The 22,481-nt window shown below is 69.0% G+C and carries 21 protein-coding genes, 1 tRNA gene and 1 pseudogene; 7 read left to right on the forward strand and 16 right to left on the reverse strand.

Annotated elements, in window-relative coordinates:
* Positions 1–246: 246 nt before the first annotated feature.
* The 3 genes from VGD28_RS17460 to VGD28_RS17470 form a co-directional block, all read right to left on the reverse strand.
* Positions 247–528 (reverse strand): LysR family transcriptional regulator, encoded by a 282-nt coding sequence (locus VGD28_RS17460; protein ID WP_331029630.1) that lies wholly within the window; start codon positions 526–528, stop codon positions 247–249.
* Positions 529–661: 133 nt separating this feature from the next.
* Complete coding sequence (locus VGD28_RS17465; RefSeq protein WP_331029631.1) at positions 662–1,267, reverse strand: redoxin domain-containing protein; 606 nt, start codon at positions 1,265–1,267, stop codon at positions 662–664.
* Between the two features lie 22 nt (positions 1,268–1,289).
* Positions 1,290–3,335 carry a protein-disulfide reductase DsbD family protein gene (locus VGD28_RS17470; protein WP_331029632.1) on the reverse strand — a complete coding sequence of 682 codons (2,046 nt, stop codon included), beginning with the start codon at positions 3,333–3,335 and terminating at the stop codon, positions 1,290–1,292.
* Positions 3,336–3,406: 71 nt separating this feature from the next.
* On the opposite strand from VGD28_RS17470, the gene VGD28_RS17475 reads away from it, so the two are divergent.
* On the forward strand, positions 3,407–5,047 hold the full coding sequence (locus VGD28_RS17475; RefSeq protein WP_331029633.1) for an alkaline phosphatase family protein: 1,641 nt from the start codon (positions 3,407–3,409) through the stop codon (positions 5,045–5,047).
* A 133-nt stretch (positions 5,048–5,180) separates the two neighbouring features.
* Here VGD28_RS17475 and mmsB read toward each other — a convergent pair whose 3' ends face one another.
* The 4 genes from mmsB to VGD28_RS17495 form a co-directional block, all read right to left on the reverse strand.
* Positions 5,181–6,086, reverse strand: coding sequence for a 3-hydroxyisobutyrate dehydrogenase (mmsB, locus tag VGD28_RS17480; protein ID WP_331029634.1), 906 nt, complete (start codon positions 6,084–6,086; stop codon positions 5,181–5,183).
* 179 nt (positions 6,087–6,265) lie between these two features.
* A complete protein-coding gene (locus tag VGD28_RS17485; RefSeq protein WP_331029635.1) occupies positions 6,266–7,039 on the reverse strand; it encodes an enoyl-CoA hydratase in 774 nt (257 codons plus the stop codon).
* An 8-nt stretch (positions 7,040–7,047) separates the two neighbouring features.
* Complete coding sequence (locus VGD28_RS17490) at positions 7,048–8,088, reverse strand: enoyl-CoA hydratase/isomerase family protein (RefSeq protein WP_414714518.1); 1,041 nt, start codon at positions 8,086–8,088, stop codon at positions 7,048–7,050.
* A 42-nt stretch (positions 8,089–8,130) separates the two neighbouring features.
* Positions 8,131–9,273 (reverse strand): acyl-CoA dehydrogenase family protein, encoded by a 1,143-nt coding sequence (locus tag VGD28_RS17495; protein ID WP_331029637.1) that lies wholly within the window; start codon positions 9,271–9,273, stop codon positions 8,131–8,133.
* 82 nt (positions 9,274–9,355) lie between these two features.
* Here VGD28_RS17495 and VGD28_RS17500 point away from each other — a divergent pair, with 82 nt between their 5' ends.
* Positions 9,356–9,553: a hypothetical protein gene (locus VGD28_RS17500; protein WP_331029638.1), complete on the forward strand. Its 198-nt coding sequence runs from the start codon at positions 9,356–9,358 to the stop codon at positions 9,551–9,553.
* An 8-nt stretch (positions 9,554–9,561) separates the two neighbouring features.
* On the opposite strand, the gene VGD28_RS17505 is transcribed toward VGD28_RS17500, so the two are convergent.
* A complete protein-coding gene (locus tag VGD28_RS17505; protein ID WP_331029639.1) occupies positions 9,562–10,488 on the reverse strand; it encodes a polysaccharide deacetylase family protein in 927 nt (308 codons plus the stop codon).
* 71 nt (positions 10,489–10,559) lie between these two features.
* Between VGD28_RS17505 and VGD28_RS17510 the strand changes: the two genes are divergently transcribed.
* The gene (locus VGD28_RS17510) at positions 10,560–10,976 is read left to right on the forward strand and encodes a nuclear transport factor 2 family protein (RefSeq protein WP_331029640.1); all 417 of its coding nucleotides are present in this window, start codon (positions 10,560–10,562) and stop codon (positions 10,974–10,976) included.
* A 15-nt stretch (positions 10,977–10,991) separates the two neighbouring features.
* Here the strand turns inward: VGD28_RS17510 and VGD28_RS17515 are convergent, their stop codons facing one another.
* A complete protein-coding gene (locus tag VGD28_RS17515; RefSeq protein WP_331029641.1) occupies positions 10,992–12,503 on the reverse strand; it encodes a CoA-acylating methylmalonate-semialdehyde dehydrogenase in 1,512 nt (503 codons plus the stop codon).
* Between the two features lie 198 nt (positions 12,504–12,701).
* Between VGD28_RS17515 and VGD28_RS17520 the strand changes: the two genes are divergently transcribed.
* Both VGD28_RS17520 and VGD28_RS17525 read left to right on the forward strand, forming a co-directional pair.
* Complete coding sequence (locus VGD28_RS17520; RefSeq protein WP_331029642.1) at positions 12,702–13,580, forward strand: LysR family transcriptional regulator; 879 nt, start codon at positions 12,702–12,704, stop codon at positions 13,578–13,580.
* A gap of 162 nt (positions 13,581–13,742) precedes the next feature.
* The gene (locus VGD28_RS17525) at positions 13,743–15,020 is read left to right on the forward strand and encodes a methyl-accepting chemotaxis protein (RefSeq protein WP_331029643.1); all 1,278 of its coding nucleotides are present in this window, start codon (positions 13,743–13,745) and stop codon (positions 15,018–15,020) included.
* Between the two features lie 147 nt (positions 15,021–15,167).
* Here VGD28_RS17525 and VGD28_RS17530 read toward each other — a convergent pair whose 3' ends face one another.
* From VGD28_RS17530 to VGD28_RS17545, 4 genes are read right to left on the reverse strand one after another with little or no spacing between them, the layout of a single operon-like run.
* Positions 15,168–16,415, reverse strand: a complete 1,248-nt coding sequence (locus VGD28_RS17530; protein ID WP_331029644.1) for an adenosylmethionine--8-amino-7-oxononanoate transaminase — start codon at positions 16,413–16,415, stop codon at positions 15,168–15,170.
* Positions 16,412–17,011, reverse strand: a complete 600-nt coding sequence (gene bioD, locus VGD28_RS17535; RefSeq protein ID WP_331029645.1) for a dethiobiotin synthase — start codon at positions 17,009–17,011, stop codon at positions 16,412–16,414. The genes VGD28_RS17530 and bioD overlap by 4 nt, the downstream gene beginning before the upstream one ends.
* Positions 17,008–18,117 (reverse strand): 8-amino-7-oxononanoate synthase, encoded by a 1,110-nt coding sequence (locus VGD28_RS17540; protein ID WP_331029646.1) that lies wholly within the window; start codon positions 18,115–18,117, stop codon positions 17,008–17,010. Before VGD28_RS17540 ends, bioD begins: the two co-directional genes overlap by 4 nt.
* Positions 18,114–18,950: a CoA ester lyase gene (locus VGD28_RS17545; protein WP_331029647.1), complete on the reverse strand. Its 837-nt coding sequence runs from the start codon at positions 18,948–18,950 to the stop codon at positions 18,114–18,116. Before VGD28_RS17545 ends, VGD28_RS17540 begins: the two co-directional genes overlap by 4 nt.
* A gap of 102 nt (positions 18,951–19,052) precedes the next feature.
* Between VGD28_RS17545 and VGD28_RS17550 the strand changes: the two genes are divergently transcribed.
* Together VGD28_RS17550 and VGD28_RS17555 are read left to right on the forward strand one after the other, a co-directional pair.
* A tRNA-Gly gene (locus VGD28_RS17550) sits at positions 19,053–19,126 on the forward strand.
* Positions 19,127–19,236: 110 nt separating this feature from the next.
* Positions 19,237–20,454 (forward strand): serine hydrolase domain-containing protein, encoded by a 1,218-nt coding sequence (locus VGD28_RS17555; RefSeq protein ID WP_331029648.1) that lies wholly within the window; start codon positions 19,237–19,239, stop codon positions 20,452–20,454.
* Here VGD28_RS17555 and VGD28_RS17560 read toward each other — a convergent pair.
* From VGD28_RS17560 to modA, 3 genes and pseudogenes are all read right to left on the reverse strand, one after another.
* The gene (locus VGD28_RS17560) at positions 20,441–21,046 is read right to left on the reverse strand and encodes an ATP-binding cassette domain-containing protein (RefSeq protein WP_331029649.1); all 606 of its coding nucleotides are present in this window, start codon (positions 21,044–21,046) and stop codon (positions 20,441–20,443) included. The genes VGD28_RS17555 and VGD28_RS17560 overlap by 14 nt on opposite strands.
* On the reverse strand, positions 21,036–21,725 hold the full coding sequence (gene modB / locus VGD28_RS17565) for a molybdate ABC transporter permease subunit (RefSeq protein ID WP_331029650.1): 690 nt from the start codon (positions 21,723–21,725) through the stop codon (positions 21,036–21,038). Before modB ends, VGD28_RS17560 begins: the two co-directional genes overlap by 11 nt.
* Positions 21,725–22,480, reverse strand: a pseudogene (gene modA / locus VGD28_RS17570) (molybdate ABC transporter substrate-binding protein). Before modA ends, modB begins: the two are co-directional and overlap by 1 nt.
* Position 22,481: the final 1 nt, after the last annotated feature.

Genomic DNA, 22,481 nt, shown 5'->3' on the forward strand with positions numbered 1-22,481 from the left:
GGACTGACGTCATGCTGCAACGCTTTGCTGCGTTGCACAAGGGGGTGCCCGGCAAAGCGCCGGTTGACAAAGCTGACGCAAAACCGGGGTTTCCGCGCAATGCGCCTGCAACGCGCCGGATCCGCGCCGCAAACGCGCCGCTCACGCGCCACCTGCGCACCAGCCGTGCGCCGACCACGCGCCAGTCGCGCGGCGGCGACGCGCCGCTTGGGCACCGTTTCGCGCCACCGACGCGCCACGCGCGCATCAGGCGCGCGCCGCCGGCGCGGCAGGCGGGACGGCAAATGGATCGGCCAGGCGTCGCTCGTGCGCCGACAGCACCTGATCCCAGGTGCGATCGAACGGCGTGCCGGACAGGCGCCGGCGCAACCGGTTGGCGCTCGAGCGCGACATGCCGGCGGCGCGCGCCGCCGCCGCGACGCTGCCGGTTTCGAGAAGCGCGGCGAGGAAGATGCGCTGCTTGGCGGGAGTCCAGCGCGCATGGCTGCGGGCCGGCGGGGCGGATTGGGGGACGTTCTCAATGCTCATGCCGCCAGCGCAGCACGGATTTTCCAACATGTATCCAACAAAATGCGGCAGCCCGCGCCGCCCGACGAAAAAGGCCGGGGTTTCCCCCGGCCTTCTCTCCCTCCCTGCCCCCTATAACAGGGAAGGAAAGCTCTTATTCGGCGTATTTCACCGAGCAGCCATAAGGCTGGCTGGTGGCAACGGAGACGGGCTTGCCCGCCTTCATCTCGCCCAGCGCCGCAAGGACATGGTTGCGCGCGGCGCCCATCTCCTCGACCCGCGCCGCAGGCTTGTCGTCGATGCCGCCCTGGTAGCGCAGCACGCCATCGCCATCGATGATGTACATGTGCGGGGTCGTCTTCGCGGCATAGCCCTTGCCGACGATGCCCTTGGGATCGAGCAGATAATGCGCGGGCACCGCCTTCTGATCGCCCACCCATTTCCTCGCGCCGGCGCCGTCCATATGGCCCTGCTTGCCCGGCGCGCCCGAATTGATCGTCAGCCACACCACGCCGCCGGCCTTCGCCGCAGCCTGGGTCTTCTGCATATTGCCCTGATAGTGGCGCTGCACGAAGGGGCAGCCGGGGTTGTTCCATTCCAGCACCACCGTCTTGCCCTTGAACTGGGAAAGCTGGACGGTGTTGCCATTGGCATCGGTCAGCTTGAAATCGGTGGCCTTCTGGCCATTGGCCTGCTCGGCCGCGGCCGGCATCGCGAGTGCCGCGATCACCGCTGCGCTAATCGGGATCAACTTGTTCATCACCCTGTCTCCTGGTTTCGCGTTACGCACCGTCCCCCGGAAGCGCGGACAACATGCCTTGGGTCAGCACTTGCGGCAAGACCTTCGGCTCGTTCGATCCCTTGGGATACCAGAGATATAGCGGCACGCCCGCGCGGTTGTGCCGTTCGATGAAGCGGCCGAGCGCGGGGTCGCCATCGGTCCAGTCCCCCACCAGCACCGCGACGTTGCCGTCGCTGAACGCATCGCGCACCGCATCGGTTTCGATCGCGGTCTTCTCGTTGACCTTGCAGGTCACGCACCAGTCGGCGGTGAAATAGGCGAAGACCGGGCGGCCTTCCGCGCGCAGGGCCGCGAGGCGCGTTTCGCTGAACGGCTCGGCACCCGTGGCCCTGGCCTCCGCGGCGGCGGGCTTATCGATCGCCGCGACGGCCCAGATGCCGGCAAGCGTCACCAGCAGCGCTCCGGCCCATGCCGCGCGGCCGCCCGCACCCCGCGTCTGCCGCCGTCCGACGATCCACAACACCACCGCCAGCGCCAGCGCGACGATCAGTCCCACCGCCATGCCGTTGACGCCCTTGAGGCCACCCAGCACCCAGGCGAGCGCGATCGCGGTGAGGAACATCGGCACCGACAGAATCTTGCGGAACGTGTCCATCCACGCCCCCGGCTTGGGCAGCATGCGCCGCAATGCAGGCACGAAGCCGAGCAGCAGGAAGGGCAGCGCCAGCCCCAGCCCGAGGCCGAGGAAGATCACCGCGGCGACGTACCACGGCAGCACCAGTGCCGCCCCCAGCGCCGCGCCCATGAAGGGGCCGGTGCACGGCGTCGCGATGAACGCCGCCAGCGCCCCGGTCATAAAGGCGCCACCGGAACCGCCGCTCGCCAGCCGTCCGGCGAATTTGGGCGTCATCAGCTCGAACAATCCGGCCAGGTTGAGCGCGATCCCCAGCACCAGCAGCAGCAGGAACAGAATCACCCGCGCATCGGTGAGCTGGAACGCCCAGCCGACGCTCGCCCCCGCCGCGCGAAGGCCCAGCATCGCGCCGCCCAGGGCGAGCACCACCAGCACCACGCCCGCGGTATAGGCCAGCGCCTCGGCCCGGGCGTGGCTTTCGCTCGTCCCGCTCCTGGCGAAGCTCAGCGCTTTCAGGCTCAGGATCGGGAAGACGCAGGGCATGACGTTGAGGATCAGCCCGCCGAGCAGCGCGCCGCCGAGCGCGACCAGCGCTGCGGTCCAGTCGATCGCGCCGCCCTGCGCCGCGCCCGCCGCGACCGCGCCCGGCACCGCCGCCAGCGCAAAGCCCTGCCCCGGCCCGACCGACAGCACGCCCTCGAGCTTCGCCGGCGTCTTCGTCCCGGCCTTCACCTCGACCACCACCGTGTCGCCGTCGCGCGTCACCTTCTGTGGCGCCGAATAGTTCACCGCCTCCAGCGTCAGCGGGAAGAAATAGGCGTCGGCGCCCAGCGGTGCGTTCGCCGGATAGGGGATCGCGACCCGCAACATTCCGTCGGCCGCCGCGAACCTGCCCTCGCTGCCCAACGGCCTGGGGAAGGCGCGCCGCCACTCGTCGAAGCGCGCGCGCCGCTCGGGCGGGATCGCGCCGTCGCCGACGGTAAGGTCGATCGCCAGATTCTCGGTCTCCGGCACGCACACCTCGTCGGTGCAGACGAGATAGTCGGCGCGCACAGTGACCGGCAGCGCGGTGCCGGGTTTCAGGCTTGCCGGGACTTTCAGGGTGACGAGCTGGGTGTAGCTGCCCTTGTAGACATAGTTCATGATCCCCGCGACCATCAGCCGCGTCGGCACCGGATAGCGCAGCTCGCCCGCGGTCACCCCCTGCGGCAGCTTCCAGTCGAGCCGCGTGTCGAGGCCAGCGTCGCCGGGGTTCTTCCAATAGCCGTGCCAGCCCTCGTCCGGCTTCGCGACGAACGCCAGCGTGACCTCACTGCCTGGCGCGGGCGTATCGGTCTCGGCCACCAGCTCGACGGTGAGGTTGTCCTGCCCGGCCTGCTGCGCCGCCGCGGGCAGCGCGGCCGCCAGCAGCCACGCCAACACTGTCACCAACGCGAAACTCAACCTGCGCATTCACCAGTCCTTGCCGTGCGGGAGCGAAAGGAACATAGCGCCCGCGGCCCGATTTGCCATCCGGAGGAAAGATGCTTCGTTCGCTCGCCGCCGCCCTGCTGCTCGCATCGCCCGTTCTTGCGCAGGAAGCACCGCCCCCTCCCGCACCGCTCCCCCCGCCGAAGCTGATCGTCGCGATCGCGGTGGACCAGTTCTCGGCTGATGTCTTCGCGGAGTATCGCCAGCATTTCACCGGCGGCCTCGCGCGGCTCGCCAACGGCGTCGTCTTCCCCTCGGGCTATCAGAGCCATGCCGCGACCGAGACCTGCCCGGGCCATTCGACGATCCTGACCGGCAGCCGCCCGGCGCGCACGGGGATCATCGCGAACGACTGGATCGATCTCAAGACGCCGCGCAAGGACAAGACGATCTATTGCGCAGAGGACGAGAGCGTTCCGGGCAGCAGCTCCTCCAGCTACACCGTCTCGCCGATCCACCTGAAGGTGCCGACGCTGGGCGAGCGGATGCAGGCCGCCAACCCCGCCGCGCGCGTCGCCGCGGTCGCGGGCAAGGATCGCGCCGCGGTGATGATGTCGGGGCACAGGGCCGACCAGGTGTGGTGGTGGGGCGGCAAGGGCTTCGTCAGCTATGCCGGCCGGACCGCGCCCGAAGCCATTACCCGCGGCAATGCCGCCGTCGAGAAGCGCATCGCCGAGGCGCAATCCGCGATGGAGCTGCCCGACTTCTGCAGATCACGCGACATTGCGATCCCGATCGGCGGCGGCAAGACCGTCGGCACCGGCCGCTTCGCGCGCGACGCCGGCGACGTGCGCCGCTTCCGCGCGTCGCCCGAGTTCGACATGGCGGTGGTCGGCATCGCCGCCGACCTGCGCGCCGAAATGAAGCTCGGCGAGGGCAGCGCCACCGACCTGCTCATCGTCGGCGCATCGGCCAGCGACTATGTCGGCCACACCTACGGCACCGAGGGCACCGAGATGTGCCTTCAGATGGTCAACCTCGACCGCACGCTCGGCTATCTGTTCGACATCCTCGACAAGACGGGGATCGACTATCAGGTCGTGCTCACCGCCGATCATGGCGGCCACGACCTGCCCGAGCGCCATAACATGCACGGCATCCCCGAGGCGACACGGGTCGAGGCCGGGATGGGCGCCAGGGCGATGGGGCAGAAGGTCGCGGCGAAGCTCGGCCTGGGTGACGCCCAGCTGCTGTGGGGCGGCAATTTCGGCGACATCTATGTCGATCCGGCGCTCCCGGCGAAGCGGCGCGAGGCGGTGCTGAAGGAGGCGATGGCGCTTTACCGCGCGCACCCGCAGGTCGCTGGGGTCTATACCCGCGCCGAAATTGAAGCCACGCCCAGCCCGAGCGGCCCGCCCGAGACCTGGTCGATGCTCCAGCGCGCCCGCGCCTCGTTCTTCCCCGAGCGCTCGGGCGACTTCGTCGTCGCGCTGAAGCCGCGGATCACGCCGATCTCGGACCCCACCAACGGCTCGGTCGCGACGCATGGCAGCTTCTGGGACTATGACCGCCGCGTGCCGATCCTGTTCTGGCGCAAGGGCCTGACCGGGTTCGAGCAGCCCATGTCGGTCGAGACGGTCGACATCCTGCCGACGCTGGCAGCCTTGATCGGACTGCCGATCCCGGCGGGTGAGATCGACGGGCGGTGTCTCGATCTGGATGCGGGGCCGGGGACGACCTGCCCGGGACGGTGACCAGGCCGATCCTCCCTCGCCAGGGGGAGGTGGCAGCCGAAGGCTGACGGAGGGGGCGGACGCGAAACGCCGGTGGCTCGTGTCCTCCCCCTCCGTCGCGCTATGCGCGCCACCTCCCCCTGGCGGGGGAGGATTAGTTTGATTGCGCGCTGCCGACCTTCCCCTCATCCAGCATCTTGATGATGCCCGAGAAATCCGTTCCTGCATTCCCTTCGTCCGCGAACTTCGCGTAAAGCTCGGCCGCGCGCGCACCCATCGGGGTTTCGGCATGGGTGCTCGCCGCAGCTTCCATCGCGAGCTTCAAGTCCTTGAGCATCAGCCCCGCGGCGAACCCGCCCTGATAGCCATTGTCGGCGGGGGTCTGCGGCCCCATGCGGGGCAGCGGGGCATAGGTGTTGAGCGACCAGCACGCGCCCGACGAGACCGAGGCGATGTCGTAGAAGGTCTGCGGGTCGAGCCCGAGCTTCTGCGCCAGCAGCAGCGTCTCGCAGGTCGCGACCATCGTGGCGCCGAGCAGCATGTTGTTGCAGATCTTCGCCGCCTGCCCCGCGCCGTTGCCGCCGGCATGGATCACCGCCTTGCCCATCGCCGACAGGAAGGCATCCGCCCGGTCGAACGCCGCATCGTCGCCGCCGACCATGAAAGTCAGCGTTCCAGCCGCCGCCGCCGCGATGCCGCCGGAGACCGGCGCATCGACCGCTGCCAGCCCCTTGGCCGCCGCGGCATCCGCAACGCGGCGCGCGGTGGCGACGTCGATCGTCGAGCAATCGATCAGGATCGCGCCGGTATCCGCCGCGCCGAACACGCTGTCCTCATAGACCTGCTCGACATGCTTGCCCGCAGGCAGCATCGTGATGACTGCCTCGGCCCCCTCGGCGGCCGCAGCGGCGCCCTCGACGGGCAGGCAACCCGCCGCCTTGGCACGGTCCAGTGCCTCGGCCGAGAGGTCGAAGGCGCGCACGTCATGCCCCGCCTTCGCCAGGTTCGCGGCCATCCCGCCGCCCATATTGCCGAGGCCGATAAAGCCGATACGCGCCATTCCTGCTCTCCCAAACCTTCTCCAGAGGGAGAAGGATACCGTAGCTTGGCGCTTCAGCGCCTAGCGGAAGTTGGATGAGGGGAAGCGCCCTCGATAGCGCGATCCCCTCACCCAGCTACGATTAGGCAGCAAGCTGCCAAATCTTCGCATCCCTCTCCCGATGGGAGAGGGAAGTTGCACTACTTCCCCGTCCAGTTGCCGGGCCGCTTCTCGACGAAGGCGGCCATGCCTTCCTTCTGGTCCGCCGTGCCGAACAGGCCGTGGAACAGCCGCCGCTCGAACTGCACGCCCTGCGCCAGCGTCGTTTCAAACGCGGCGTTGACCATCTCCTTGTTCGCCAGCACCGCGAGCGGCGCCATCGCCGCAATCGCGGCGGCGGTCTTCACCGCCTCCTCGACGAGCTCGGCGGCGGGCACGATCCGGCTCACCAACCCGGCACGCTCCGCCTCCTCGGCGCCCATCATCCGCCCGGTCAGGCACATCTCCATCGCCTTGGCTTTCCCAACGGCCCGCGCGAGGCGCTGCGACCCGCCCATGCCGGGCGCGACCGCCAGCTTGATCTCCGGCTGGCCGAACTTGGCGGTATCGGCGGCCAGGATGAAATCGCACATCATCGCCAGTTCGCAACCGCCGCCCAACGCAAAGCCGGCCACCGCCGCGATCACCGGCTTGCGCGTCCGCGTGAACTGGTCCCAGCCGGCGAAGAAATTATGGCCGTACATGTCGGCGAAGCCCTGCGCCTGCATCTCCTTGATGTCGGCACCGGCGGCGAACGCCTTCTCGCTGCCGGTCAGCACCCCGCAGCCCTGCGAGGCGTCGGCGTCGAACTTCACGAACGCATCGAGCAGCTCGCCCAGCACCTGGCTGTTGAGCGCGTTCAGCGCCTGCGGCCGGTTGAGCGTCACCAGCGTGACCCTGTCGCGCTGCTCGACGAGGATGGTTTCGTAGCTCATGTCTTCTCCTATGCCGGCGTCCATGCCTCGCCCTCGGCCAGCGGCGCGAAGATCTGGTCGATCAGATGATCGCTCACTTCCTCGGCGCTCGCCGGGTTCCATTTCGGCGCATTATCCTTGTCGATGATCAGCGCGCGCACGCCCTCGACAAAGTCGTGACGCTGCACGACGTGGCTGGCGACCGCGAACTCCTGCCGCATCTCGTCCTCGAAGGTCGGCATGGCCTTGCCGTCGAGCAGCAGCTTGAGGCTTACCTTCATCGTCTGGGGCGACTTGGTGCGAAGCGTCGCGAGCTGCTGCGCCGCCCATTCGCCGCCATCGGTCTCCAGCGCCGCCAATATGTCTTCGAGCCGGTCCGACGCGAACAGCCGGTCGATCGCGCCGCGATGCGCGAGGATGCGGGCGTCAGGCGACGGGGCGGACAGATTTTCGAGGACCGTATCGATCGCCTGCGGATCGGCGATGATCCGCGCCTTCGCCGCCTCCAGCGCGTCCGAATGGAGATAATGGCTCGCCAGCCCCAGCGCGAGGCACTCCGCGCCGTCGAGCCGGTGCCCGGTCAGCGCGAGATACTGCCCCATCCGGCCCGGCAGCCGCGAGAGATACCAGCCGCCGCCGACATCGGGGAGCAGGCCGATCCCCGTCTCAGGCATCGCCAGCTTGATATTCTCGGTCGCGACCCGGAACTTCGCCGGCTGGCTGATCCCGACGCCGCCGCCCATCGTGATGCCGTCCATGAAGGCGACGATCGGCTTGGCATAGGTGAACAGCGCGTGGTTCATCCGGTACTCGACGCGGAAGAAGTCGCGCGCCGCGCTGCCGTCGCCCGCGCCGCTTTCGGCGATCATGCGGATATCGCCACCCGCGCAAAAGCCCCTACCCTCGGCATGGTCGATCATCACCGCTTCGACCGCGGTGTCGTCGCGCCATGAAGTCAGCGCGTCGAGGATCGCAGCGCACATGCCGGTGTTGAGCGCGTGGATCGCCTTGGGCCGGTTGAGCCGGATGCGGCCGACCTTGCCCTCGATGGAGATGAGGACGTCGGACATCAAATATCCTCCCCGGTACGGGGAGGATTTGAAGTATCGTACTCATTGCCGCGTCAGCTCCCGCCCGACGATCATCCGCATCACCTGATTGGTCCCCTCCAGGATCGAATGGACGCGCAGGTCGCGCCAGAAGCGCTCGATCGGATAGTCCATGAGGTAGCCATAGCCGCCGTGCAGCTGCAACGCGCGGTCGACCACCGACGATCCGGTGTCGGTCGCGAAGCGCTTGGCCATCGCCGCGAACTTGGTCTTGTCGGGCGCGTTCGCCGTCACCTTGGCCGCGGCGAGGTAGAGCAGCGCGCGCGCCGCCTCGAGCTCGGTCGCCATGTCGGCGAGGGTGAACTGGGTGTTCTGGAAATCCGCGATCGCCGAGCCGAACTGCTTGCGGTCCCTGGTGTAGGTCACCGCTTCGTCGAGGCAGCGCTGCGCCCCGCCCAATGAGCAGGCGCCGATGTTGAGCCGACCGCCGTCGAGTCCCATCATCGCGATTCGGAAGCCCTCGCCCTCGCCGCCGATCAGGTTCCCGACAGGCACGCGGACATTGTCGAACATCACCTGCCGCGTCGGCTGGGCGTGCCAGCCGAGCTTGCGCTCGTTGGCGCCGAAGCTGACGCCGGGCATGTCCTTCTCGATCGCGAGGCACGAGATGCCCTTGGGGCCGTCGGCGCCGGTGCGGACCATGGTGACGTACAGCTCGTTCTCGCCCGCGCCGGAGATGAACTGCTTGGAGCCGTTGACCACGAAGAAGTCCCCCTCGCGCCGGGCCGTGGTCTTGAGCGCCGCCGCGTCCGAGCCCGAGGAAGGCTCGGTCAGGCAATAGCTCGCCAGCCAGTCGGCGGTGACGAGGCTGGGGAGATATTTGTCCTTCACCGCCTGCGACCCGAAGCGGTCAATCATCCACGCGGCCATGTTGTGGATCGAGATGAACGCGCTGGTCGCGGGGCAGCCATAGGCCATCGCCTCCATGATCAGCGCGGATTCAAGCCGGCCGAGGCCGATCCCGCCGCTCTCCTCGGAGACGTAGATCGCGCCGAAGCCGAGCTCGGCCGCGGCCTTCACCGTCGCGCGCGGGAAGATGTGCTTCTCGTCCCACTCGGCGGCGTGCGGGGTGATCGCGTCGGCGGTGAACTTGCGCGCCATCTCCTGGATCGCGCGCTGATCGTCGTTGAGGTCGAACTGGTCCATTGGCCCCTCGTCAGAAATCGGCGGTTGAACGCAGCCCATGGCCGTGCGATCCGATGCCGCACAACCGGGGGAGGTTCACTCCATGAAGCTTCGTCTTCTGCTCGCCGCGCCGCTGCTCCTGCCCGGGGCCTGCGCCACGCCCGAGACGCTCAACAGCCTGGCCGTCGGCATCTGCGAAAAGCGGGAAGGATGCCATGTCCGCGACCAGGCGCCGCGCTACGGATCGCAGCAGCAGCGCGCGGTCGAGGACGTGATCGAGGGCCGGCAGGAGCCGATGTAGGCGCGCGCTCATTCCGCTTCCCCCAGCACGCGCTGGCGGAACAGCGGATTCGCGATCTTCAAGTCGTTGCGCTCGTACCAGCGCGGCGCGGGCAGGCCCTTCTCCCACGCCAGCGCCTCGGTCAGCGTGCCCTGCGCAAACGGCGTATCGGGGTGCAGCTCGCGGATCGGATCTGCGAACGCCTCGTCCGCCGTCACGATCTTCCACCCCTTGGCTCGCAGCGCCTTGACCAGGTCGTCGACGAACATCGCCGCGATGTCAGTCTCGTGCAGCAGCATGACGTGCGCGGGCGAGCGGCCCAGCACCTTCACCGCCAGCGCGTCATAATATTCCGCGGCCTCGACATGGCTTTCGACATAGAGAGCGCGCAGCGCCGCCATGTCGATCGTCTTGCCGGCTGCCTTCGCCGCGGCGGCCAGAGCGTCGATATTCCAGTCGGACGCCTCGGCGGTGACATAGCCATTGGCCAGCCCGCGCGCCTTCAGTCCTTCCCGCACGGCATCGCGCTTGGCCTTGTCCTTGCCGCCCTCGTCCAGGAACGGATAGCGGAACCACGGCCGATAGCCGGCCCGGCCCTTGAGCCACGCCTGGGCCTGGTCGATATCCGCCAGGTAATCCGCCGCCGCCATCCCGCTCAGCCGCTTGTGCGCAAAGCTGTGGTTCGCGATCACATGCCCCGCCGCGACATAGCGCGCGATATTGCCGCCCCCGTCGCCCGTGCCCGGCTTGCCGAGATTCCCGACCGTCACGAAGAACGCCGCCTGCTTCACCCGCGCCTTCGCAAGCGCTCGCACCAGCATCTTCGCCCGAGCGTCCGGCTCGAAAAACCCGCCCGCATGCCGCGGCGTATCGTCGAAGCTCAACGCGATCCGCTTCTGCGCCGCCGCCGGAGCGAGCGTCAGCAGCAATCCGCAAAGTGCCGCAATCCATTTCATGCGTCTTGCCCCATGCGCCGATTGCCGGCCGTCCTTCGCGCCCCTAGCATCGTTACAACAGAAACGAGAGGATGCCGATGCTCACCACGCTGCTGATCGCCGCCGCCGCACAGGCCGGCTTCACCGCCACGCTCGAACGCCATGTCGCCGCGATCCCCAGGCGCGACCTTGCCGAGATCGAGGCAACGATCACCAGGGGCGACAAGCTCACGCTGATCCTGCCCAATGGCAAACGCATGACGACGCGCGCCGAATTCCTCGCCTTCCATCGCGAATTCTTCGCGGACAAGGACTGGTCGATGCGCTTCGAGCGCCAGTCGCTGATCGAGGGCAAGGACATCGCCACCGCCACCTACCGGACCTGGTTCTCCTCGACCGAGGACGGCAAGCCCATCAACACCAGCAGCTGGCTCACCCTCACCTTCCGCAAGGAAGGCGGCGAGTGGCGGCTGGTGCATGACCAGAATACGCGCATCCCGGCGAGTTGATGAGCCCCGCACGCGTCACCCCATCGTCGGGATAACGAACGCATTCTCCCCGGTCACGCTGCCATCGGGCCAGCGCTGGGTCACCGTCTTGACCTTGGTGAAGAACTTGACCCCCTCCATGCCGTGCTGGTTGGTGTCGCCGAAGGCTGAGCGCTTCCATCCGCCGAAGGTGTGATAGGCGACCGGGACCGGGATCGGAACGTTGATCCCGACCATGCCGACATTGACCCGCGCGGCGAACTCGCGCGCGGCGTGGCCGTTGCGGGTGAAGATGGCGACGCCGTTGCCGTACTGGTGGTCGCTCGGGAGACGCAGCGCTTCCTCGAAGCTGCCGGCGCGGACCATCTGGAGGACCGGGCCAAAGATCTCCTCCTGATAGGAGCGCATCTGCGGGGTCACGCGATCGAACAGGCTCGGGCCGATGAAGAAGCCCTGCTCATGCCCCTGCAGGCTGAAGCCGCGGCCATCGACGACCAGCTCGGCGCCCTCGTCGACGCCCATCTGGATATAGCTCTCGATCTTGGCGCGGTGCGCGGCAGTGACGACCGGGCCGTAATGCGCCTCGGCATCGGTCGAGACGCCGACGCGCAGGCCCTCGATCGCAGGGAGCAGCTTCTCGCGCAGCGCGTCGGCGGTCTTGTCGCCGACCGGCACGACCACCGGAAGCGCCATGCAGCGCTCGCCCGCCGAGCCGAAGGCGGCGCCGGCGAGATCGTTGACGACCTGATCGAGGTCGGCGTCGGGCATGACGATGCCGTGGTTTTTGGCCCCGCCCATCGCCTGGACGCGCTTCCCGGCCTCGACGCCGCGGCGATAGACGTAATGCGCGATGTCGGACGAGCCGACGAAGCTCACCGCCTTGATCTCGGGGTGGTCGAGGATCGCGTCGACCATCTCCTTGTCGCCCTGCACGACCTGGAGGATGCCCTCGGGCAAGCCGGCCTCGAGCATCAGCTCGGCGAGCCGCACGGGGACGCTGGGGTCGCGCTCGCTGGGCTTCAGGATGAAGGCGTTGCCGCAGGCGATGGCGACGCCGAACATCCACATCGGGATCATCGCCGGGAAGTTGAACGGGGTGATGCCCGCGACCACGCCTAGCGGCTGGCGCATCGAATAGACGTCGATCCCCGGCCCTGCCCCTTGGGTGTATTCGCCCTTCAGCGCATGGGGGATCCCGCAGGCGAACTCGATCACCTCGAGCCCGCGCTGGATGTCGCCCTTGGCGTCGGCGATCACCTTGCCATGCTCGGAGCTGAGCAGGTGCGCCAGCTCGTCCATGTTCTTCTCGATCAGCGCCTTGAAGGCGAACATGACGCGCGCGCGCCGCTGCGGGTTGGTCGCCGCCCAGCCGGGCTGGGCCTTGAGCGCATTGACCATCGCCGCGTCGAGATCGGCCTGCGCGCCGAGGGTCACCTGCGCCTGCACCGCGCCGGTATTGGGGTCGAACACGTCCGACCGGCGCGTGCCCATCCCCGCCGTCGCCGCATTGCCGATGAAGTGCGAAATCTCGCGAAGCGCCGTCGCCATTTGAACCTCTCCAAGTCCTTCACCGTCATCCCCGCGAAGGCGGGGATCCATTCAGGCTGACATCGCGAAAGAACCGCAGCGCCTGAGGCAATGGATTCCCGCCTGCGCGGGAATGACGAAACATGAGGACGTTCTGCTCCCCGCTTTTCGGCCCGGCAACCCATCGACATGCAGCCACTACCTGCATATTTGCAGGCAATGGACTGGAGCGACCTCCCGATCTTCCTCGCCATCGCGCGCACCGGGCAGCTCGCCAAGGCCGCGCAGGCGCTGGAGATCGATGCCACTACTGCCGGCCGCCGCCTCCGCCGGCTTGAACAATCCCTCGGCGAACGCCTGTTCGAGCAAGGCCCCGACGGCCAGTCGCTCACCGCGGCGGGCGAGCGGCTGCTCACTCATGCCCGCGCGATGGAGCGTGCCGCCGCCGCGATCGGCAGCCGAGACCCCGGCGGGCCGGTGCGCGGCGCGATCCGGGCAAGCGTGTCCGAAGGCTTCGGCACCTGGTTCGTCAGCCGGCATCTGGGCGAGCTCGCCGACGCGCATCCGGGGCTCGCCGTCGATCTGGTCGCGAGCAGCGGCTTCCTCAATCCCACGCGGCGCGAGACCGATGTCGCGGTGCTGCTTGCCCGCCCGCGCCGCGGCCCGCTGCTGACGCGCAAGCTCGCCGATTATGGGCTGCGGCTCTATGCGTCGCACGACTATCTCGCGAAGAGCGCGCCGCTGACCGCGCCCGACCAGCTGCGCGAGCATCGCCTGATCGGCTATGTCCCCGACATCCTCTACGCGCCCGAGCTGCGCTATCTCGACGAGATTCCCGGCGCGCCGGCGCCGCAGCTGCGCTCGTCCAGCATCAACGCGCAGTACCGGATGACGACGGCGGGCGCGGGCATTGCGGTGCTGCCCTGCTTCATCGGCGACGCGGACCGCAAGCTGGTGCGCGTGCTGCCCGATATCCGCATCCGGCGTAGCTTCTGGCTGGTGACGCATGAGGAGACGCGGCACTTCGCCCAGGTCGCGGCCTTTGCCGACTGGCTCACCGCGCTCACCGCGCGGCATCGCGCCGAGCTGGAGGGTTAAAACCTCATCCTCCCACGCCATCGCCCGAAAAACCCGCGAAAAAACCGCCATTTGTCTTCAAACTGTCACGCCCGGATAACATCGCATTTACCGTGACGGCCCTAGCTGGGCGTCATGTTTCGCGCCCCTGACGCCGCTGCCGATCTGCCTCTGTCCCTGACCATGCGGGACTGGCTGACCACGATCGAGCGCAACCCGCCCTTCCTTCGGCAGACCGACACGCTGTTCAAGGCGATCGACCTGTTCCAGACCAATATGGAGTTGCGCCTACTGCCGGTGGTCGACAGCCGGCATCGCGCGATCGGCGCGGTGTTCGAGAAGGACGTGCGGCGCCTGCTGCTCAATCCCTTCGGCCATGCGCTGATGCGCAACCCGGCCTATGGCAACGGCCTCGCCGCGCACATCCGCGCCTGCCCGACCGCGGAGGTCGATCAGGATCCGGGCGCGCTGATCGACGCCTATCGCGCGGCGAACGGCGCCGAGGGGATGATCGTCACGCATCAGGACCGGCTGTTCGCGGTGGTCGCGAACCGGCGGCTCGTCCACCTCGCCTCGACGCGCGACCTTGCCGCTGCGCACGCCCGGGTCGAGCGCGCGCAGCGGATCGAAGCCGCCACGGCACGATTCGAGCGGCAGGTCGCGGGCCTTGCTCGCGCGCTCACCGATCTCGCCCGCTTCATCGCAGGCAATGCGAGGGAAACCGAGAGCCGGGCCGCCGACACCGGCGATCGCGCTGCGGCGGTTGCCGCCGCCGCCGGACAGACGAGCATGTCGATGCGCGACATCGCCGATCGAGGCCGCCTGCTCGCGGGCGCCTTTGCCGCGATCAACACCGACACGGCGCGTGCCAAGACCGCCGCGGCGGATGCTGTCGCGCTGGTGAGCGCGGGCAGCGCGCGGATGGACGGGCTGATGCACTCGGCGCAATCGATCGACGCCGTGATCGGCCTGATCGGCGAGATCGCCAAGCAGGTGAACCTGCTCGCGCTCAACGCGACGATCGAAGCGGCGCGAGCGGGGGACGCAGGGCGCGGCTTCACCGTCGTGGCGAACGAGGTGAAGATGCTCGCGACCCAGGCGGGGGTCGCCGCCAAGCGCATCACCGCGCATGTCGAGGAGATCCGCGGCGGCATCGTCCAGGTCGCCGACGGCCATGCCCAGGTCGAGGCGGCGATCGCGGCGATGGCGCGCCTGTCGGATACGGTGGAGGATGCGGTCGGCACGCAGCGCGACACCACCGGCCTGATCGCGCTGACCGTCGAGGAGGCGGTCGCCGCAGGCGGGCAGATCCACGACGATGTCGCGGCGATCGGCGCCACCGCGCGCTCGGCGTCGAGCAGCGCGGGCGAGATGGGCGGGCTCGCCGGCCGCATCCGCGCCGAGGCCGATGCGCTGGGCAATACGGTCAACGCCTTCCTGGCGGAGTTGCGGGCGGCTTAGATTCGGAATCCATAAATCCTGTTCGTCATTCCCGCGCAGGCGGGAATCCATTGCCTGTACCCTCGCGGCTCGATCCGATCGGTCAGCCAGAATGGATCCCCGCCTGCGCGGGGATGACGACAGTTAGAGGATGACGTGGAACGCCGCCTAAGCCTCCAGCGCCTCGCCGATCACCGCATAGACGCGCGCCAGATCCTCGTCCGGGATGCAGTATGGCGGCATGACGTAGACGGTGTTGCCCAGCGGCCGCAGCAGCACGTTGCGCTCGCGGAAGAAGCTCATCAGTCGCGGGCCGACGACCGAGAGATACGCCCCCTGCGGCGCCTCAACCTCCATCGCAACGATCGTGCCCAATTGCCTGAGGTTGTTGACCTTCCCAGTCAATGCGCGGCTGTAGCTGCGCTGGCGGTGCGCGAGATGCGCGATTCGCTCGAGCACCGGCTCCTCGCGCCAGATCGCCAGGTTCGCGGCGGCGGCGGCGCAGGCGATCGGGTTGGCGGTATAGCTCGACGAGTGGAAGAACATCTTCGCCCGGTCCTTCGACAGGTGCGATTCGAAGATCTCGGGCGTCGCCATCGTCACTGCCAGCGGCAGCGACCCGCCAGTGAGGCCTTTGGAGAGGCACAGCAGGTCGGGGACGACCGACGCCTGCTCGCACGCCAGCAGCGTGCCGGTGCGGCCCCATCCGGTCATCACCTCGTCGGCGATGAACAGCACGCCATGCGCCGCGCAGATGTCGCGCATCGCGCGCAGCACGCCGGGCGCGTACATCTTCATGCCGCCGGCGCCGAGCACCAGCGGCTCGACGATCATCGCCGCGGGCGGCGGCGAGTGGCCACAAAGCTGCTCGAGCGCGTCGAGCGCGCGATATTCGTTCGCACCCTCGGGAAACGGGATCGTGTCGACGTCGAACAGCAGCGGGGCATAGCTCCGGTTGAACACGCCCCGCGCACCGACCGACATGCCGCCGATCGTGTCGCCATGATAGCTGCCCTGCATCACGATGATACGGTGGCGCGGCTCGCCGCGATTGGCGAAATGGCCGAGCGCCATCTTGATCGCCACCTCGACGCTGGTCGATCCGCTGTCGGAGAAGAAGACATGGTCGAGCGGGCGCGGCATCATCGCCACCAGCTCGCGCGCCACAGTCTCGGCGGGCTCATGGGTCCAGCCGGCGAAGATCAACTGGTCGAGCTTGCCGGCCTGATCGCGGATCGCATCCATGATGCGCGGGTGGCAATGGCCATGCGTCGTCACCCACCAGGACGAGATCGCGTCGATCACCCGCCGCCCATCGGCGGTGTGCAGCGCCGCGCCCTCGGCATGCGTCACCAGCGGCACCGGCTCATCGAGGCCGTGCTGCGTGAAGGGGTGCCAGACCGGCGACTTCCTCATGCGAGGCCCGCCAGGTCGAGCGCGTCCGCCGCAGCGCGCAACGTCGCCGGAGTCAGCGGGTCGAGCACCGGAATCCGCCCGAGCGAGCGCACCTTGCCCATCGCACAGATCGTCGCCTCGCTGTCCGGCATCGCATCCCCCGAGAAGAGCACGCCGCCTACCCATATTGAGCGGGCGCGCAAAGCCTCGATCGTCAGCAAAGCGTGGTTAATGGTCCCCAGCGTGGTGCGCGCGACCACCACCACCGGCAGCCCCCAGCGCGCGAACAGATCGGCATAGACCAGCTCGCGGGTCAGCGGCACCAGCGCCCCGCCCGCACCCTCGATCACCACCCGGCCCGGCGGCAGCGCCAGCCGGCCGGGATCGATCGTCACCCCCTCGATCTCGGCTGCACGGTGCGGCGAGCAGGGCGTGACCAGCCGGTATGCCTCGGGCAGCACCTTGACGCCCGTCAGCCGCGCCACGGCCTCGCTGTCAGTCTCCTCGTCCAGCCCCGCCTGCACCGGTTTCCAGTAGGACGCGCCAAGACGCCATGCCAGTGCCGCGGCGGCCACCGTCTTGCCGATGCCGGTGTCCGTTCCGGTGACGACGATCATCGCAAGGCATCCGCCAGCCGGTCGATATCGCCCTGCGTCACGTTGAGCGTCAGGGATATACGCAGCCGCGCAGTCCCGGCCGGCACGGTCGGCGGGCGGATGCCGCGCACGTCGAACCCCCTGGCCTGCACCGCCGCGGCGCGCGCCATCGTCTCGGCATCGCCGCCGACGATCAGCGGCAGCACCTGCGATCCCGTCGGCGTCACGCCGAGCGGGGTCAGCACGCGCTCGGCATGCGCGATCAGCCAGTGCAGCGTCTCGCGCCGCGCCGGCTCGTCCGCGACGATCCGCAGCGCTTTGCGCACCGCCGCCGCCATCAGCGGTGACGGCGCGGTCGAGAAGATGAAGGGCCGCGCCCGGTTGACGAGGAAGTCGATGAACACTTGCGGGCCGCACACCAGCGCGCCCTCGCACCCCAGCGCCTTGCCGCAAGTGTGCAGCGTGATGACGTTCGGCTTGCCTTCCAGCGCCGCAGACAGGCCGCGCCCGCCGGTGCCCCACACCCCGGTCGCGTGCGCCTCGTCGACGATCAGCATGGCGTCATGCCGCGCCGCCACCTCGGCCAACGCCGCGACCGGCGCGCGATCGCCGTCCATCGAATAGAGGCTCTCGACCGCGATCCACGGCGTGCCGGTGCCGCCCTGCCCGCGCCATGCCGCGATGGCGTCGTCCACCGCCTGCGCATCGTTATGCGCCGCCGCCACGGACGGCGCGCGCGCGAGCTTCATGCCGTCATGCGCGCTGGCGTGGACCAGGGCGTCGTACACGATCAGGTCGCCGGGCTGCGGCAAGGTGGCGAGCAGCGCGACGTTCGCGGCGAAACCGGTGGCGAAGTAGAGCGCCGCCTTACTCCCGAACATGGCAGCGGCGTCGGCCTCGAGTGCGGCGATCTCGGAATCGTTGCCGCGCAGCAGCCGCGATCCGCCCGATCCCACCGCGACCCCGCGATCCAGCGCCGACGCGACCGCATCGCGCAGCCGCTGGTCGTTCGCAAGGCCGAGATAGTCGTTGGAAGCGAAGTCGATTCCCGCGCGTGGCGCAAGCGTGCGGTAGCGGCCGGCCTCGCGCAGCCGCTCGAGATCGCCGCGATGGAAGTCCCCGGTCACGCGACGCCGGCGCGCTTCAGCAATGCCTCGGCCTGCTTGAGGTGCGGGGCGTCGATCATCTTGCCGTCGAGCTGGAGCGCGCCTGCCTCCGGGTTCGCTGCGAACGCCGCGACGACGCGCCGGGCGTGCGCCACCGCGTCGTCCGACGGGGTGAAGGCGGCGTTGATGATCTCGATCTGCGCCGGGTGGATCGCCATCATGCCGGTGAACCCGTCGCGCATGGCGCGCGCGCAATAGGCCTTGAGTCCGTCGAGGTTCCGGAAATCGGGATAGACGGTCTCGATCGCCCGCACCCCCGCCGCATGCGCGCCGAACAGGGTCAGCGCGCGGATCATCTCGTAAGGCGGGGTGTAGCTTCCGTCCTTCTCGCGCGACGAGACCGCGCCGATCGCCGCGGGCAGGTCCTCCGCGCCCCAGGTGATCCCCGCCAGCCGGGGCGAGCAGCCGGCATAGCTGCCGAGGCCGAACACCGCCGCGGGAGTCTCGGTCGCGATCGGCAGGATGCGCGCGGCGATCCCGCCGAGCATCGCGTCGAGCGAGGCGACGTCCGCGCCGCTCTCAGCCTTGGGCAGCACGATTCCGTCGGCGCCGTGCGCGGCGGCGAGATCGTCCCGCGTCATCCCCGAATCGAGCGGGTTGATCCGCACCCAATGGCTCACCTCGCTGCGCGTTTCGGCCAGGAACTTCGCCACCGCCTGCCGCGCGGCGCCCTTGTTGGCGGGGATCACCGAATCCTCGAGGTCGAGGATCAGCGCGTCGGCGCCGCTGGCCAGCGCCTTCTCCATCCGGTCGGGCCGGTCACCGGGGACGAACAGCATGGAACGCAGCTTCATGGGGCACCTCTCCTTGCGCTGCCCCATCCGCCCGATCGCATGGAAGTTCAAGAAGGGACTTGAACCGCACGCCGCCCGCATCCTATGGCAGCGCACACCCGGGCGGGTGTAGCTCAATGGTAGAGCAGAAGCTTCCCAAGCTTACGACGGGGGTTCGATTCCCCTCACCCGCTCCACTCCTCCCATGATCCGCACGCGCGAAAATGGACTGCAGATGCGCCTATTGAGTACCGGGCGACGCAAGGCATTCGCCGCGCTTTCGATATTGGGCCTCGGCGCGGGCGCCTTGGCCGCATTTCATTTCTCCGGCCCCCAGCGGCCCTCCGGCCATGCGGCCGCCCCCCTTGCGAACGACGTGGTGCAGGCGGTGGCGACCCCGACGCGCGTGGACTATCGCCGTCTGGAGGCACGGATCGCGCGGCTCATGCAGGAGCCCGACATGGTCGGCCTTGCGGTCGGCACGGTCGAGAACGGGCAGGTTCGCTTCGCAAAGGGCTTCGGCGAGACGATCGCGCACAGCGGCACGCCCGTAACCCCGAACACCGTGTTCCGCTGGGCGTCGGTATCCAAGGGTGTCGCCTCCGCCTTGGTGATCAAGCTAGCCGAAGAGGGCAAGGTTTCACTCAACACCCCGGTGGCGTCGCTGCACACGACACTCACGCTGCCGGGCGATTCGAGCAATGTCACGGTGGCCAATATCCTCTCGCACCGCGTCGGGCTGGTCCGGAACGCATGGGACGAGCGGCTCGAAGCCGGCGAGGATCCGAAGGCGCTGCGCGCGGCGCTGAGCACCCTGCCCGTCTATTGTCCGCCGGGAACCTGCTACGGCTATCAGAACATCGCCTTCGATACCGTGACCGAGATCGTCGAGGGCGCGACGGGCGAGGACTATGCCAGCCTTGCCCGCAAGCGCCTGTTCGAGCCGCTGGGCATGCGCAACGCGAGCGTCGGCCGCGCAGGGCTGCAAAGCGCGACCAGTTGGGCGCATCCGCATCGCAGGGGCAAAGTGCTCGTCACGGTCAACGACGCCTATTATCGGGTGCCGGCCGCGGGCGGGGTCAATTCCTCGATCCGCGACCTGTTGCGCTGGATGCGGGCACAGATGGGCGAGGCGCCGGGCGTCCTGTCGCAGACCGCGCTCGAAACGATGCATCGCCCCAGGGTTTCGACGCCGCCGCACGGGCGGCGGGGAGCGATGGATCGCGCGCTCACGCATGCCCAGTACGGGCTCGGCTGGCGCAGCTTCGTCTATGCCGGGCACGCGCTGGTCGGCCATCGCGGCTCAGTCGACGGCTATGGATCGCTCATCCTGTTCGACCCAGCGGACAAGAGCGGCATCGTGATGCTGTGGAACAGCAACGCGTCCAAGGCAGCGCGATTGCAGCTCGAGTTCTTCGACTTGCTCTATGGCCTACCTCCCACCGACTGGCTTGAGTTCGAGCAGCCCGAAGCCGCCAGAGCGCCTGCGACCACGGAAGCGCCGGATCGGCCTAGAGCTCGATGATGCGTTGCCCCAGGCGTGTGGCCTCGGTCGCATCGTGAGTCACCAGCAGGATCGGCAGGCCGGATTCGTCACGCAATTGCTCGATCACCAGCATCACTTCCTCGCGCCGGGCGCGATCGAGCGACGACAGTGGCTCGTCGAGCAGCAGGAACCGCGGCTTCGCCAGCAGCGCCCGGCCGATCCCGACGCGGCGCGCTTCACCGCCGGAAAGCGAGCGCGGCCAGCGGTCGAGCAGATGCGCGATATCGAACCGGGCCGCCAGATCGCCCAGGCCGGACGGATCGCCGCCCGCGCCATAGAGCAGGTTCGCCCGCACGCTGAGATGCGGGAACAGCCGCGCGTCCTGGAAGACATAGCCGGCCCGGCGGCGCTCGGGCGGCACGTCCGTACCCGTGGCCGCGTCGAACAGCGCCTCGCCATTCACACGCACATGGCCGCTGTCCGGCTTGAGCAGCCCCGCGACCATGTCGAGCACGCTGGTCTTGCCGGCGCCGGACGGGCCGAACAGCACGGTGATCCCATCCCCGCCCTGGATCCGGCAGCTGATCCGCGCATCGCCGCGGCGCTTCTCGACCGCGATGTCAAAGGACATGCACGCCTCGTCCCGCCCGCCGGGCGAGCAATTCGGATGCGACCAGCGCCACGAGCGACAGCGCGACCGAGATCAGTGCCAGCCGCCACACCTGCGCCTCCCCGTCGGGGGTCTGGAGCGCGGCATAGATGGCGAGCGGCAGCGTCTGCGTCTCGCCCGGCACGTTGGAGACGAAGGTGATCGTCGCGCCGAACTCGCCCAGCGCGCGCGCGAAGCCGAGCACCGCAGCGGCAAGCACGCCGGGCAGGCTCAATGGCAGCGTGATCGTGCGGAAGACGCGCATCCGGCTTGCCCCCAGTGTCCGCGCCGCGTCCTCGAAGCGCCGGTCCACCGCCTCGATCGACAGGCGCATCGCGCGCACCATCAGCGGCAGCGCCATCACCGCCGCGGCGATCGCCGCGCCGGTCCAGCGGAACATCACGCTGACCCCGAACCAGCGCTCGAGCCAGCCGCCCGCCGGCCCCGCGGGCGCAAAGGCGAGCAGCAGCAGCCACCCGGTCACCACCGGCGGCACGACCAGCGGAAGATGCACCAGCCCGTCGATCAGCACCTTCCCCGGAAAGCGCGCGCGGGCGAGCAGCCAGGCGAGCGCGAAGGCCAGCGGCAGCGTCGCGGCGGTCGCCACCAGCCCGACCTTGAGCGACAGCGCCACCACGGGCCAGATGCCGCCCTCGAGCATCAGCGCCGCGCGAAGCCGAACCGGGCGAAGATCGCACGCCCCTCGCCCGACAGCAGGAAGCGGCGGAACCCTTCCGCTTCGGGATGCGTGGAGGCCTTCAACCGCGCGAGCGGATAGACGATCGGCGGGTGGCTGGACTGCGGAAACACGCCCGCGACCCGCACCCGCGCCGATGCCCGGGCATCGGTGGCCTAGACGATGCCGCACGGCGCCGCGCCGCGTTCGACCAGCGCCAGCGCCGCGCGGACATTCTCCGCGCGCACCAGCCGCGGCGCGGCGGCGTCCCACAGCTTGAGCTTGCGCAGCGCCGCCTCGGCATAGCGCCCCGCGGGCACCGATGCCGGATCGGCCACCGCGATCCGCCCGCGCAGCATCGCCGCCAGCGGCCGCCGCTCGGCCGGCGCATCCGCACGCGCCACCAGCACCAGCCGGTTGCCGAGGAACGACGCGCGGGTGCCCGGGGCAAGCATCGCCCGCTGATCGAGATGGTCCATCCACTCGAGGTCAGCCGACGCGAACAGGTCCGCTTGCGCACCTGCCGCCGCTTGCCGCGCCAGCACCGAGGAAGCGGCGAAGGACAGCACCGGGCGCGCATGGCCCTTGCGCGCCCATGCGTCCGCCGCCGCGGTCATCGATTCCTGCAGGCTCGCCGCCGCCAGCACCAGCGGCCCCTCGCGCCGCTGCGCCTGGGCCGGAAACGTGGCCAGGGCGAGCCCCAGTGCGGCCCCGATCAGCCCGCGGCGCGCGACGACCATC

Source organism: Sphingomonas sp. (assembly GCF_036402235.1).
In the GTDB taxonomy this organism is placed as follows: domain Bacteria; phylum Pseudomonadota; class Alphaproteobacteria; order Sphingomonadales; family Sphingomonadaceae; genus Sphingomonas.

Bases quoted from the DNA above. Each gene is read 5' to 3' on its own strand.
- VGD28_RS17545 (WP_331029647.1), bottom strand. From the start codon at position 18,950: ATGAAGCTGCGTTCCATGCTGTTCGTCCCCGGTGACCGGCCCGACCGG.
- VGD28_RS17495 (WP_331029637.1), bottom strand. From the start codon at position 9,273: ATGGACCAGTTCGACCTCAACGACGATCAGCGCGCGATCCAGGAGATG.
- modB (WP_331029650.1), bottom strand. From the start codon at position 21,725: ATGCTCGAGGGCGGCATCTGGCCCGTGGTGGCGCTGTCGCTCAAGGTC.
- VGD28_RS17510 (WP_331029640.1), top strand. From the start codon at position 10,560: ATGCCGATGCTCACCACGCTGCTGATCGCCGCCGCCGCACAGGCCGGC.
- VGD28_RS17465 (WP_331029631.1), bottom strand. From the start codon at position 1,267: ATGAACAAGTTGATCCCGATTAGCGCAGCGGTGATCGCGGCACTCGCG.
- VGD28_RS17485 (WP_331029635.1), bottom strand. From the start codon at position 7,039: ATGAGCTACGAAACCATCCTCGTCGAGCAGCGCGACAGGGTCACGCTG.
- VGD28_RS17505 (WP_331029639.1), bottom strand. From the start codon at position 10,488: ATGAAATGGATTGCGGCACTTTGCGGATTGCTGCTGACGCTCGCTCCG.
- VGD28_RS17515 (WP_331029641.1), bottom strand. From the start codon at position 12,503: ATGGCGACGGCGCTTCGCGAGATTTCGCACTTCATCGGCAATGCGGCG.
- VGD28_RS17560 (WP_331029649.1), bottom strand. From the start codon at position 21,046: ATGTCCTTTGACATCGCGGTCGAGAAGCGCCGCGGCGATGCGCGGATC.
- VGD28_RS17470 (WP_331029632.1), bottom strand. From the start codon at position 3,335: ATGCGCAGGTTGAGTTTCGCGTTGGTGACAGTGTTGGCGTGGCTGCTG.
- VGD28_RS17530 (WP_331029644.1), bottom strand. From the start codon at position 16,415: ATGAGGAAGTCGCCGGTCTGGCACCCCTTCACGCAGCACGGCCTCGAT.
- VGD28_RS17475 (WP_331029633.1), top strand. From the start codon at position 3,407: ATGCTTCGTTCGCTCGCCGCCGCCCTGCTGCTCGCATCGCCCGTTCTT.
- VGD28_RS17525 (WP_331029643.1), top strand. From the start codon at position 13,743: ATGCGGGACTGGCTGACCACGATCGAGCGCAACCCGCCCTTCCTTCGG.
- VGD28_RS17460 (WP_331029630.1), bottom strand. From the start codon at position 528: ATGAGCATTGAGAACGTCCCCCAATCCGCCCCGCCGGCCCGCAGCCAT.
- VGD28_RS17490 (WP_414714518.1), bottom strand. From the start codon at position 8,088: ATGTCCGACGTCCTCATCTCCATCGAGGGCAAGGTCGGCCGCATCCGG.
- VGD28_RS17520 (WP_331029642.1), top strand. From the start codon at position 12,702: ATGGACTGGAGCGACCTCCCGATCTTCCTCGCCATCGCGCGCACCGGG.
- mmsB (WP_331029634.1), bottom strand. From the start codon at position 6,086: ATGGCGCGTATCGGCTTTATCGGCCTCGGCAATATGGGCGGCGGGATG.
- VGD28_RS17500 (WP_331029638.1), top strand. From the start codon at position 9,356: ATGAAGCTTCGTCTTCTGCTCGCCGCGCCGCTGCTCCTGCCCGGGGCC.
- bioD (WP_331029645.1), bottom strand. From the start codon at position 17,011: ATGATCGTCGTCACCGGAACGGACACCGGCATCGGCAAGACGGTGGCC.